At 64.9% G+C, this 11969-nt stretch carries 11 protein-coding genes, 1 tRNA gene and 1 pseudogene; 10 read left to right on the top strand and 3 right to left on the bottom strand.

What is annotated here, in order from left to right; translation table 11 throughout:
- The first annotated feature begins 122 nt into the window (after positions 1-122).
- The 6 genes from NFE57_RS10105 (at position 123) to NFE57_RS10080 (ending at position 5988) form a co-directional block, all read left to right on the top strand.
- Positions 123-1163 carry a rod shape-determining protein gene (locus NFE57_RS10105; RefSeq protein ID WP_252135459.1) on the top strand — a complete coding sequence of 347 codons (1041 nt, stop codon included), beginning with the start codon at positions 123-125 and terminating at the stop codon, positions 1161-1163.
- 22 nt (positions 1164-1185) lie between these two features.
- Positions 1186-2103 carry a rod shape-determining protein MreC gene (locus NFE57_RS10100; protein WP_252135458.1) on the top strand — a complete coding sequence of 306 codons (918 nt, stop codon included), beginning with the start codon at positions 1186-1188 and terminating at the stop codon, positions 2101-2103.
- Positions 2100-2618: a rod shape-determining protein MreD gene (gene mreD / locus NFE57_RS10095; RefSeq protein ID WP_353653903.1), complete on the top strand. Its 519-nt coding sequence runs from the start codon at positions 2100-2102 to the stop codon at positions 2616-2618. Before NFE57_RS10100 ends, mreD begins: the two co-directional genes overlap by 4 nt.
- Positions 2615-4708 (top strand): penicillin-binding protein 2, encoded by a 2094-nt coding sequence (mrdA, locus tag NFE57_RS10090; RefSeq protein ID WP_252135457.1) that lies wholly within the window; start codon positions 2615-2617, stop codon positions 4706-4708. Before mreD ends, mrdA begins: the two co-directional genes overlap by 4 nt.
- The gene (gene rodA / locus NFE57_RS10085) at positions 4705-5817 is read left to right on the top strand and encodes a rod shape-determining protein RodA (RefSeq protein ID WP_252135456.1); all 1113 of its coding nucleotides are present in this window, start codon (positions 4705-4707) and stop codon (positions 5815-5817) included. The genes mrdA and rodA overlap by 4 nt, the downstream gene beginning before the upstream one ends.
- A gap of 95 nt (positions 5818-5912) precedes the next feature.
- A tRNA-Lys gene (locus tag NFE57_RS10080) sits at positions 5913-5988 on the top strand.
- 504 nt (positions 5989-6492) lie between these two features.
- On the opposite strand, the gene NFE57_RS10075 is transcribed toward NFE57_RS10080, so the two are convergent.
- Both NFE57_RS10075 and NFE57_RS10070 read right to left on the bottom strand, forming a co-directional pair.
- Entirely contained in the window at positions 6493-6660 is a 168-nt protein-coding gene (locus tag NFE57_RS10075) for a hypothetical protein (RefSeq protein ID WP_252135455.1), read from the bottom strand.
- Entirely contained in the window at positions 6657-7646 is a 990-nt protein-coding gene (locus tag NFE57_RS10070; RefSeq protein ID WP_252135454.1) for a threonine ammonia-lyase, read from the bottom strand. Before NFE57_RS10070 ends, NFE57_RS10075 begins: the two co-directional genes overlap by 4 nt.
- A gap of 133 nt (positions 7647-7779) precedes the next feature.
- Here NFE57_RS10070 and NFE57_RS10065 point away from each other — a divergent pair, with 133 nt between their 5' ends.
- The 4 genes from NFE57_RS10065 (at position 7780) to NFE57_RS10050 (ending at position 11845) form a co-directional block, all read left to right on the top strand.
- Positions 7780-9000, top strand: coding sequence for a type III PLP-dependent enzyme domain-containing protein (locus NFE57_RS10065; RefSeq protein WP_252135453.1), 1221 nt, complete (start codon positions 7780-7782; stop codon positions 8998-9000).
- Between the two features lie 143 nt (positions 9001-9143).
- Positions 9144-10208, top strand: coding sequence for a 1,9-bis(guanidino)-5-aza-nonane synthase (locus NFE57_RS10060; RefSeq protein WP_252135452.1), 1065 nt, complete (start codon positions 9144-9146; stop codon positions 10206-10208).
- A gap of 148 nt (positions 10209-10356) precedes the next feature.
- Complete coding sequence (locus NFE57_RS10055) at positions 10357-11352, top strand: alpha/beta hydrolase (protein WP_252135451.1); 996 nt, start codon at positions 10357-10359, stop codon at positions 11350-11352.
- A gap of 64 nt (positions 11353-11416) precedes the next feature.
- The gene (locus tag NFE57_RS10050; protein WP_252135450.1) at positions 11417-11845 is read left to right on the top strand and encodes an MAPEG family protein; all 429 of its coding nucleotides are present in this window, start codon (positions 11417-11419) and stop codon (positions 11843-11845) included.
- Positions 11846-11857: 12 nt separating this feature from the next.
- On the opposite strand, the pseudogene NFE57_RS10045 reads toward NFE57_RS10050, so the two are convergent.
- Positions 11858-11969 (bottom strand): annotated as a pseudogene (locus NFE57_RS10045) (IS630 family transposase); the annotation flags it as partial.

Genomic DNA, 11969 nt, shown 5'->3' with positions numbered 1-11969 from the left:
GGCGACGTCCCGCGAGCCGCATCGACCCAGAGCCCGCGCGTGGATTTCCAGGCTCGCGCGGCAGACGTGATCACTTGTGCGAACCGCCGGACCGCCCGGCCAGCGACGGACCAACTCGACTGATGTTCTTCTCCCGCTTTTTCAAAATGATGTCGCACGATATGGCGATCGATCTCGGCACCGCGAACACCGTGGTGTACCTGAGGGGACGCGGGGTCGTGCTCAACGAACCGTCGGTGGTCGCGATCGAAACCCTGAACGGCGTCAAGCGCGTCAAGGCCGTCGGCGACGACGCCAAGCTGATGATGGGCAAGACCCCCGACAGCATTCAGGCGATTCGGCCGCTACGTGACGGCGTGATCGCCGACATTGATGTCGCCGAAGAGATGATCAAGCATTTCATCCGCAAGGTGCACGGCGGCCGCAAGTTCATGCGCTGGCCCGAAATCGTGATCTGCGTGCCGTCGGGCTCGACCTCGGTCGAGCGCCGCGCGATCCGTGACGCCGCGCAGAATGCAGGCGCGAGTCAGGTGTTCCTGATCGAGGAGCCGATGGCCGCCGCGATCGGCGCCGACATGCCCGTCACCGAGCCGATCGGCTCGATGGTGGTCGACATCGGCGGCGGCACCACCGAAGTCGCGGTGCTCAGCCTGCGCGGGCTGGCGTACACCACCTCGGTACGCGTCGGCGGCGACAAGATGGACGAAGCGATCGTCAGCTATGTGCGCCGCAACCACAATCTGCTGATCGGTGAAGCCACGGCGGAGCGGATCAAGCAGGAAGTCGGTGTCGCCAAGGCGCCCGCCGATGGCATCGGCCAGACGATCCACATCAAGGGCCGCGATCTCGTCAACGGCGTGCCCAAGGAAATCCAGATCAACCAGGGTCAGATCGCCGAAGCGCTGAGCGAACCGGTCGGAACGATCGTCGAGGGCGTGCGGATCGCGCTTGAAAATACGGCGCCCGAACTGGCCGCCGACATCGTCGATCAGGGCATCGTGCTCACCGGCGGCGGCGCGCTGCTTCAGGGCATCGACGAGGTTCTGCGCGACGAAACCGGCCTGCCGGTGACGATCGCGGAGGATCCGCTCACCTGCGTCGCACTCGGCACCGGGCGCGCGCTTGAAGACCCGATCTATCGCGGCGTATTGGTAAACGCCTGATCGGTTCAAGGGGATACGGGCCATGGCGCCGCCAAAGAACCGGCGCCCGGGATTTTCGCGGCGGGCGCAATACGGTCTCTTCCTCGGTTATGTGATCGCCGCCGCAGGCGCGCTTGTCGGCGCGATCCTGCTTGTCATCTCGGCGATCGACCCCAGCGGCTTCGCCTCGCTGCGCATGGCCGCGGCAGAAGCGACCGCGCCGGTATCGACGGCACTGTCCTCGGTGACCCGCGGTGTGACCTCGATCCCCCGTGCGATCGGCGATCATTTCGGAACGGTCGACGAAAACCGACGCCTCAAGCAGCAGATCGCCGATGAGCGCGTATTGCTGACGCGCGCGCGCACGCTTGCCTATGACAATCGGCGGCTGAAGGCGCTGCTCGCAGTGCGCGAACGGAGCAGCGACACGGTCGCGGTGGCGCGGATCGTCAGTTCGTCGGGATCGAGCACAAGGCGGTTCGGGTTGCTCAACGCAGGCCGTCGACAGGGCGTGCGCGAAGGCCAGCCAGTGCGCGGGCCCGAAGGGTTGATCGGGCGTGTGCTCGAAGTCGGACCCGATGTCGCGCGGATTCTGCTGATCACCGATCCCGACAGTGTCGTGCCGGTGCGCCGGACGCGCGACGGGCTGCCCGCAATGGCAACCGGCCGCGGCGACGGGCTGGTCGAGGTGCGGCCGGTGAGCATGGGCGATCCGCTTCCCAAGCCGGGCGATGTGCTGATGTCGTCGGGCATCGGTGGCATCTACCCACCCGACATCCCCGTTGCGCGCGTGCTCCAGGTTGGGCGCGATGCCGCGATCGCGCGTCCGTTCGCCCGGCCCGGCACGCTCGACGTGGCGATGGTCCAGCGCGCGTTCTTTCCACTGCCTCCCCCCTTGCCGCCGTCGCACAACGCACCCCCGGCCCCGACGACGATCGTGACGCCGGACCCGGCACCGTGAGCGCGCTCATCCCGATGGGGCTTGAGGACGACGCGGGACGCACCCCGCCGCGGACCTGGATCATCCCCATCGTTTCGGTGATGCTGGGCTCGCTGGCCACGATCGTGCCCGTAATCTTCCCCGGCGGACTGCTGCCGCCGCTGGGGCTGATGATGCTGCTCGCATGGCGATTGTTGCGCCCCGAATCGCTCAAGATCTGGACGCCGGTGCTGCTCGGTCTGTTCGATGATTTACTGAGCGGCCAGCCGTTCGGCAGCGCGATGCTGCTGTGGACATTGTGCTTTTTCGTCATCGAGTTGATCGAGATCCGGCTGGTATTCCGCGATTTCTGGCAAGATTGGCTGATCGCAGCGGGGGCGATCGGCTTTACCCTGCTTGCCGGCCGCGCGCTGGCCTCGCCAATCGAGGCGCATGTCGATACGATCATGGCCTTGCAGATTCTGGTCTCTATCCTCGTGTTTCCGTTGATCGCGCGGCTGGTCGCGCGGCTCGACCGCACGCGCCTGCGCGCATGAACAAGCCCACGCGCACGATCAATCAAGCGCAGCAGAACTTCAGCTTCAGCCGGCGCGCGGTGGTGCTGGGCGGTGCGCAGGCCGCGGTGGGCATCGTCCTCGCCGGGCGAATGGCGTGGCTCGCGATCGCCGAGAACGAGCATTACAAGCTGCTTTCCGAAAGCAACCGCATCAACAATACGGTGATCCCGCCGCGCCGCGGCTGGATCATCGATCGCAACGGCCACCCGATCGCCGACAACCGCACCGACTTCCGCGTCGACATCATCCCCGATCGGCTCGAGGACAAAGACCGCACGCTGGCCTTGCTCCAGGAACTACTCGGGCTTGCCCCCGACGACATGGCGCGAATCCTCGCTGATCTGAAGCAGGCGGCAGGGTTCCAGCCGGTTCAGGTCGCCGAGAACCTGCCGTGGGAACGCTATGCCGCGATCAGCGTGCGGATGCCCGAACTGCCCGGCGTTGCGCGCACCCAGGGTTTTGCCCGCCATTACCCCGCCGGTGCGGCGGTAGGGCATCTGACCGGCTATGTCGGCGCCGCATCTGCCGAAGAATATCAGAAATCCAAGAACCCGCTGCTCGTCACCCCCGGCTTCAAGATCGGCAAGGATGGGCTCGAACACGCGCTCGAGGATCGCCTACGCGGCAAGCCGGGCGCCAAACGCGAGGAAGTCACCGCGCGCGGTAAGCTCGTCCGTCAACTCGCGACGAGACCCGATCAGCCAGGCGATACCGTGCGGCTCACGATCGATGCCGGCCTTCAGGAATATACCGCGCGGCGACTGGGCACCAATTCGGGTTCGGCGGTGGTGCTCGATTGCCTGACCGGCGACGTGCTCGCGATGTGCTCGATGCCGTCATACGATCCCAATGCCTTTTCGGACGGAATCAGCCACCTCGAATGGAACATGCTCTCGAAAAACGACCATGTTCCGTTGATGAACAAGGTGTTGCAGGGGCTGTATCCGCCGGGTTCGACCGTCAAGCCGATGAACTCGCTGGCGCTGCTGCGCAACGGCATCGATCCGCACCAGACCGTATTCTGTAGCGGCGCTCTCAAAGTCGGGACCGGCACCTTTCACTGCTGGCGGCGGCGCGGGCACGGCCATGTCGATATGCGCCGCGCGGTCTCGCAGAGCTGCGACATCTATTTCTACCAGATGGCGCGCGAGCTGGGTTATGATGCGTTCGCCCCCACCGCGCGCGAATTGGGCATGGGGCAGGAATTCGATATCCCCTTCCCCTCACAACGCTACGGCACCGTCCCCGACAGCGCGTGGAAACTCAAGAAATATCATACCAAATGGACCGTGGCCGATTCGCTCAACGCTTCGATCGGCCAGGGCTATGTGCTGAGCAATCCACTCCAGCTTGCGGTAATGGCGGCGCGGATCGCGTCGGGCCGCAAGGTCGTGCCCCGGCTGATTCTCGATCAGCCGCACGAGGTTGCGCCCGTGTTGTCGATGGATCAGAAGCATCTCGCAATCGTGCGCGACGCGATGTACGCCACGGTCAATGACGGCGGCACGGGGGGCGCTTCACGGCTCTACCTGCCCGGCATCGACGTTTCCGCCAAGACCGGTACCGCGCAGGTGCGCCGGATCACGATGGCCGAGCGCCGGACGGGCGTGCTCAACAACGCCGCCCTTCCCTACAAGCTGCGTGACCACGCACTGTTCATCAGTTTCGCACCCTCGGCCGACCCGCGCTATGCGCTCGCCATCGTGCTCGAACACAACGCGCATCTGATCCGTAATCTCGACGCGCCCGCGATCGCGCGCGACATCTATACCTATCTGTACGATCGCCCGCGTGCGATCGCCTCGCTTGAGGCGGCCGAAAAGACCTGGGGAGGCGATATCGCAACCCGCATGGCGACCGACGAAGCCGTCTACCGCGCCGCGCACGCCAAACGCATTCCCGCCGGGACCGAACTCGACGCGGCCGCACCCACCAGTTCCGCTGCCGTCGAAGAGGCCACCGCTCAGGCCGATGCGAGCGCCGAGGCCGTTGCCAACACGCACGCCACCGGGGTTTCCCCGGCCGAAACCGGATCGCCCGACGCCGGTGGCGGCGGAGAGGCGCGATGAGACCGCTCGACGTTGTTCCCGAACCGCTCGCGCAATTGCCGTGGAAGGTCATCCTGCTCACGCTGATGATCGGCGGCTTCGGGCTGATGATGCTCTATTCGGCCGCGGGCGGCAGCGTGCGCCCATGGGTGATCCCGCAAGGAACAAGGCTGATCGCGTTCCTGGTCGGCGCAATGATGCTGTCACGTGTCCGCGAGCGCGTGTGGAGCGCAGGCGCCCTGCCCGCTTATGCGGTGCTGGTGGTGCTGCTGATCCTCGTCGAACTGCTCGGCGCGGTCCGCGGCGGCAGCCAGCGCTGGCTCGATCTTGGGCCGATCCGGCTCCAGCCGTCCGAACTGATGAAACCGTGCATCGTCCTTGCGATGGCGAAATTCTACGACATGCTCCCTCCCAACGAGACACGTCGCTATGCCTCGCTGATCCCTGCCGGCATCATGCTGGGGGTGCCCGCACTGCTGGTCATGCTCCAGCCCGATCTGGGTACCGCGTTGATGATCTGCGCGAGCGGTGCGACGGTGATGTTCCTCGCCGGGGTGCCGTTGCGGCTGTTCATCGGCGGCGCGCTGGCATTTGCTATTGCCGCGCCGCTTGCGGTCAATTTCATGCTCCACGATTATCAGCGCGATCGCGTGCTGATCTTCCTCGACCCCGAAAGCGACCCGCTCGGTGCGGGCTATCACATCAGCCAATCGAAGATCGCGATCGGCTCGGGAGGCCTCTTCGGCAAAGGTTATCTCAACGGCACCCAAAGCCATCTCGATTACCTGCCCGAAGGCCAGACCGATTTTGCCTTCGCGACGATGGCCGAAGAATGGGGACTGGTCGGCGGTTACCTGCTCATCCTCGCTTTCTTTCTGATGATCGGCTGGGGCATTGGCGTGGCGCTGCGCGCGCGCACGCGCTTCTCCCAACTCGCCGCAGCCGGGCTCGCGTCGACGATCTTCTTCTACGTGGCGATCAACCTGGCGATGGTGATGGGCCTGGCCCCCGTGGTGGGCATCCCACTGCCGCTATTTAGCTATGGCGGGTCGGCGCAGATGACCGTGCTGATGTGCCTGGGCATCCTGATGTCGATCGACCGCAACAATCGCAAATCGCCGCACTTCTGAAAAAGTACGAACAAGGGGTTTGCAACCGCCCAAAGCGATGCTAGTTGGCCGCCTCCACCGCGGAACGGCGCGCGCAATGAGCGCCGTTGGGGGACGGACGCATAGCTCAGTTGGTAGAGCAGCTGACTCTTAATCAGCGGGTCCTAGGTTCGAGCCCTAGTGCGTCCACCATATTTACCAATAAAATCAAGCAGATACTCGCAGCGCAAATCGCTCCGAAACTGCTTACGGTTTTCCCGTAAGCAAATCATAAGCAGCAGCGCGGCGCGTAAGCGGCCCTCATAGCAGCACCCCACGCCCGAAGGCGCAGGGTACTGGCAGCGTCAGGCTGGAGAAGAACCTGTCCCCGCTGCTGGCCCCGATGTTTATGGCAGGGGTCGGTGGCCTTGACCCCGGCGCGGCAAGCAAGATGGAACTTCCGCGCCAACTCATCTCGTAAATCGGTCCTCGTCTCCCCTGCATCCGTCCGCGCCACTGCACTGGTCTGCCCCCCGCTGAGTGGCCCAGGGACTAAGATAGTCTGGACCACTCAGCGGGTAGCAGCTCACTTGGCAAGGTCGATCGCGGGAATGTGAACGTCGGTCATATGTTCCTCTGTCACCGGCACAGTGCCGGTCAGGCATCATACGATGCCGACCGAAGGGAGCATCCACCCCATCAGTTCAATCCCTCGCTTCACATTGTCCAGATCAGCACATTCCCTATCAACACAGCGGCCATCACGAGCATCAGCACGCCCTTGCGGCGGTCTTGGCCCTGTCGGATCAGGACGATCCCGCCGATGACAAGCGCGAAGGCGGCGAGCATCGCGATCGCGGGGGCGGCGTGTTCGAGCGCGTTCATGCCGGCTCTCGCGCCACGGCGATCTCACCGCCGAGCACGGCGGCATAGCGATCCAGATCGACATTGCCGCCCGAAAGGATGAGGAGCGTGCGCTCGGCGGGCTCGATCCGGTGCGCAAGCAGCGCGGCGAGCGCCACCGCGCCGCCGGGCTCGACCACCAGCCGCAGCTTTTCGGCCGCCCAGCGCTGCGCGGCGCGAATCTCGGCCTCGCTGACCGCAACCCCGTGCGCGTCGCGATTCGCGAGCACCTCGAAGGTCAGCGGCGAGACGCGTAGGGTTTGCAGCGCATCGCACGCGGTGGCGGGTGGATTGGGGCCGACCGGCTCGATCCAGCCCGCCTCGAGGCTGCGGCGCATATCGTCCCACCCCTCGGGCTCGACGACGGTGATCGCCGCATCGGGCAGCGCGAGCGCGATCCCCGCCGCCAGCCCGCCGCCGCCGCACGGCACCACCACACGCGCAGGGGCTCCCAACCCACGTTCTTCCATCTGTTGTGCCGCCTCGATGCCGGCGCTCCCCTGCCCTTCGATCACCCACGGATCGTCGAAGCTGGGCACCAATGTGGCGCCACGGGCCTCGGCAAGGCGGGCGGCGATCGCTTCGCGGCTTTCGGTCGCGCGATCGTAGCTGACGATTTCGGCGCCGAGTGCGAGCGTGGCATCGCGTTTGGCGCGCGGCGCATCGGCGGGCATCACGATCGTCGCGGGCATCCCGAGCCGCTTCGCCGCCCAGGCGATTCCCTGCGCGTGATTGCCCGACGAAAAGGCGACCACGCCGCGGCCACGGACATGATCCTCGAGCGCGGTGAGTCGGTGCCACGCGCCGCGCAACTTGAACGCGCCGACCGGTTGCAGACACTCGGCCTTGAAGGCGATTTGGACGCCGCCCAGTTCGTGGACGAACAGCGACGAAAAAGGCAGGATTTGCGCGACTTTCGCCGCCGCGTCGCGAACCCCGGCCCGGGTGGGTTGTCGTACGATCGTCACGTCTTGCCCTTCGTCATTCCACAATGCTTTACATCGCACTTCGGTGACCCTATGTCGCGCTTCCGCTGCCCCAAGGGACTTCCAACCGCAAGGCAGCTCTTTGTGTCGAACTACGCCCTGGAGGTCCCTTGAATTGGTCAAGCATCATCGCGCGCTGGGGCTAGCAACAGCCCCCCTTGATGTCACCTGTGGCATCGACATCGCCAATGGTCTGCCGGTCCAGCCGGTAACGCTCGTTCGTCCGCACGCCGCGGCGCGCGCCGCCCGATTCTTCGTCGAGAAGTTTCCGGGCCGCTCGATGTATGCGGTGAAGGCGAATCCGTCGCCCGACCTGCTGCAGATCCTGTGGGATAACGGGATCACGCATTACGACGTCGCCTCGATCGCCGAGGTGCGGCTCGTGGCGCGAACGCTGCCGGGCGCGACCTTGTGCTTCATGCACCCGGTCAAGGCCGAGGAAGCGATCCGCGAAGCCTATCAGACGCACGGCGTGCGCACCTTCAGCCTCGATTCGATCGAGGAACTGGAGAAGATCATGCGCGCGACGAACGATGCAACCGACCTGACGCTGTGCGTCCGGCTGCGGGTGTCGTCCGATCTGTCGAAGCTCAGCCTCGCGTCGAAATTCGGCGCGATGCCCGGCGAGACCAAGGCGCTGCTGTTCGCGGCCCGCCAGGCGGCGGACGCGCTCGGCATCTGCTTCCATGTCGGCAGCCAGGCGATGGCGCCCGAGGCCTATGTCAACGCGATGGAGCGCGTGCGCGACGCGATCGTCGAGGCGGCGGTGACGGTCGACGTGGTCGATGTCGGCGGCGGCTTCCCGAGCGTCTATCCCGGCATGGAACCGCCCTCGCTCGAACGTTATTTCGAGACCATTCACCGCTGCTTCGAGAGCCTGCCGATCAGCTATTCGGCCGAATTGTGGGCCGAGCCCGGCCGCGCGCTGTGCGCCGAATATTCGTCGCTGGTCGTGCGGGTCGAAAAGCGGCGCGGCGATGAACTGTACATCAACGACGGCGCGTATGGCGCGCTGTTCGATGCCGCGCATATCGGCTGGCGCTTCCCGGTTCGCCTGCTGCGCGAGCCCGAGAGCAGCACGCGCGACATGCCGTTCAGCTTCTACGGCCCGACCTGCGATGACCTCGATCAGATGACCGGCCCGTTCGAACTGCCCGCCGACGTGCGGGCAGGCGATTATATCGAGATCGGGATGCTCGGCGCATACGGCGCGGCGATGCGCACCGCGTTCAACGGCTTCGGCTCGGACGAGACGGTGATCGTCACCGACGAACCGATGGCGTCGCTCTATTTCGAGCCCGACACCGAGGTCGCATCGAACGTCGTCACGCTGTAAGGCACAATTTGCTTCGCTACTCTTCCCCCCTCCCGTTTGCGGGCGGGGTTGGGAGAGGGCTTGTTTCGATATCCGTGGGAGCGCCGTGACATGCCCTCCCCTAACCCCGCCCGCAAACGGGAGGGGAATCATGGAGTTGATCAATGACCGTTTCGCACCCCGACGCCCCAGCCAACGACGTGCGCAAGGCCGAATTGCTGTCGACGACCGTCGAGCATGTCGACATCACCAGCTTCGATGCGCGCCCGATCATCGATGCGATGGGCAAGATGAGCTTCACCAGCCGCGACCTCGCGCGTGCGACGAGCATCTACAACCAGATGCTCGCCGACAAGCAATGCTCGATCTTCCTCGTCATCGCCGGCAGCACCTCGGCGGGCGGGTGCATGGATCTTTATGCCGAGCTGCTGCGCTCGAACATGATCGACGGCGTGGTCGCCACCGGTGCGACGATCGTCGACATGGATTTCTTTGAAGGACTAGGCCACAAACACTATCAGGCGCTTGAAATTCCTGACGATAACATCCTGCGCTCGCTCTATATCGACCGCATCTACGATACCTATATCGACGAGGAACAGCTGCAGGAGTGCGACGGCACGATCGGCGCGATCGCCGACGCGCTCGAGCCCAAGGCCTATTCGTCGCGCGCGTTCATCCGCGAGATGGGCCGCTATCTCTCCGAGCATGGCAAGAAGGAGAACAGCCTCGTCAAGCTCGCCTATGAGCATGATGTGCCGATCTTCTGCCCAGCGTTTGTCGACAGCTCGGCGGGCTTCGGGCTCGTCAAGCATCAGGTCGAGCGGATGAAGGAAGGCAAGCCTTACCTCACGATCGACGCGGTCGCCGATTTCCGCGAACTGACCGACATCAAGATCGAAGCCGGCACCACCGGGCTGCTGATGATCGGCGGCGGGGTGCCCAAGAATTTCATCCAGGATACCGTGGTTTGCGCGGAAATCCTCGGTCACGAAAACACCGAGATGCACAAATATGCGGTGCAGATCACCGTCGCCGACGTTCGCGACGGCGCGTGCTCGTCGTCGACGCTCAAGGAAGCCGCGAGCTGGGGCAAGGTCGATACCGCGCTCGAACAGATGGTCTATGCCGAAGCGGGCAGCGTGATGCCGCTGCTGGCATCGGACGCCTATCATCGCGGCCATTGGAAGGATCGGCCCGTGCGTCGCTGGGGCAAGATGTTCGATTGATGACGCGCTGAAGCGGCAGATGATGACGAGGGGTCGGGGCGTGAAGCCTCGGCCCCTTCTTCATAATGCCCTTCCCGCATGGGCCTCCGAGGTTTCGTTTTGGCCGTGCTGCGGTTAAAGTCGCGACAAATCAAAGGGGACAACACAGATGCCGATCGATCGTCGCAGCCTGATCGGGGCCGGACTTGGCCTCAGCCTCGCGAGCGCGGCGGGGGCGCAGGACTGGGGGTCGCCGACGCCGGCCGAAGGGGCACCCGATCGCCCCGTCTGGCCGCCCGAGCATTTCAAGCTGTGGCCGCAGGGCAAGATCCCCGGCGCGCCCGCGACGCTGCCCACCCCACGCAACACGATGAACGGCCCGGCGGCCAACCGACAATTCTGGCTTTATGGCATCCCCGAGCCGATCGTGGCGGTCTATCGCCCGCCCAACCCCGATGGCCGCGCGTTGCTAACCATCCCCGGCGGCGGTTACAGCTTCGTATCGGTGCAGAAGGAAGGGATCGGGGTCGCCAAAACCTATACCGCCGAGGGGATCACGGTGTTCGTGCTCGCCTATCGCCTGCCGGGCGAAGGCTGGACGCCGCGATGGGACGTGCCCTTGCAGGACGGCCAACGCGCGATGCGGCTGATCCGCGCGCGGGCCGCCACCTGGGCGATCAACCCCGACAAGCTCGGCGTGGTCGGCTTTTCGGCGGGCGGGCATCTCGCCGGATCGCTCGCGACGAGCTTCGAGGACAAGGTGTACGCGGCCGTGGACGCCGCCGATACGCAATCGGCGCGGCCGGCCTTTGCGGGGCTGATCTATCCGGTGATCAACCCGATGTTCGGCGCCAGCGGCGACACGTTCAAGAATTTGCTCGGCTCCAACCCCGATCCGGCGATCAGCGCACGCTATACGATCGACAAGCGCGTTACCGCCGCGACACCGCCGGTGTTCCTTGCGCACGCGATGAACGACGGGCTGGTCGATCCCGGCAACTCGATCGCGATGCTCGCCGCGTGCCGTGCCGCCAAGGTGCCGGTGGAGGCGCATCTGTACGAAAAGGGCAACCACGGCTTCGGCACCGACAACATCGTTGCCGAGGCGCGATCGGCGCGGCGCTGGCCCGAGAACTTCTCCGACTGGATGACGATGCACGCCTGATCATGCGGCTTGCGGGATCGCCGCGAATCGCGCAGCATTCCCCTCATTCATCAGGGGGGACACCATGATCGAGCATTCGCCTATTCTCGCGCCCGTGGTGGCGCTGGTCGCCTGGTCACTCGTCATGTGGGTGTGGATGTACGCGACGCGCATTCCCGCGATGGCGCGCGCCAAGATCGATACCAAGAATCTCGTCGGTGGCACCGGCAGTGATTTGCGCCAGCTGATCGAACCCAAGGCGCAATGGCCCGCCGACAATTACAACCATCTGATGGAACAGCCGACGCTGTTTTACGCGATCGCGATCACGCTGGCACTGCTCGGCTGGGGCGACGGCATGAACGCGATGATCGCCTGGGGCTATGTCGGCCTGCGTGTGCTCCACAGCCTGGTGCAGGTGACGACCAACCGCGTCATCATCCGCTTCTCGATCTTCGCGCTGTCAACGCTGTGCCTGATCGCGCTGACGCTCCACGCGGCGATGGCGCTTTAGAGTCAGATGACCTCATGCTGACCCGTATCCTGCGTTGAGCAGATAGTTGCGGCATTCTGCTGGCGGGAAGGCGTCGAGCAAGGTGCCGATGCGTCGCCATGTTGTTTCGTGGGATCGTTCGGCG

The organism is Hephaestia sp. MAHUQ-44, from assembly GCF_023806085.1.
In the GTDB taxonomy this organism is placed as follows: Bacteria; Pseudomonadota; Alphaproteobacteria; order Sphingomonadales; family Sphingomonadaceae; genus Sphingomonas.
This window is presented reverse-complemented; position numbering and strand designations above follow the sequence as displayed.

Coding starts and splice junctions, on each gene's coding strand:
- NFE57_RS10105 (WP_252135459.1), top strand. CDS start 123: ATGTTCTTCTCCCGCTTTTTCAAAATGATGTCGCACGATATGGCGATC.
- NFE57_RS10100 (WP_252135458.1), top strand. CDS start 1,186: ATGGCGCCGCCAAAGAACCGGCGCCCGGGATTTTCGCGGCGGGCGCAA.
- mrdA (WP_252135457.1), top strand. CDS start 2,615: ATGAACAAGCCCACGCGCACGATCAATCAAGCGCAGCAGAACTTCAGC.
- rodA (WP_252135456.1), top strand. CDS start 4,705: ATGAGACCGCTCGACGTTGTTCCCGAACCGCTCGCGCAATTGCCGTGG.
- NFE57_RS10075 (WP_252135455.1), bottom strand. CDS start 6,660: ATGAACGCGCTCGAACACGCCGCCCCCGCGATCGCGATGCTCGCCGCC.
- NFE57_RS10060 (WP_252135452.1), top strand. CDS start 9,144: ATGACCGTTTCGCACCCCGACGCCCCAGCCAACGACGTGCGCAAGGCC.
- NFE57_RS10055 (WP_252135451.1), top strand. CDS start 10,357: ATGCCGATCGATCGTCGCAGCCTGATCGGGGCCGGACTTGGCCTCAGC.
- NFE57_RS10050 (WP_252135450.1), top strand. CDS start 11,417: ATGATCGAGCATTCGCCTATTCTCGCGCCCGTGGTGGCGCTGGTCGCC.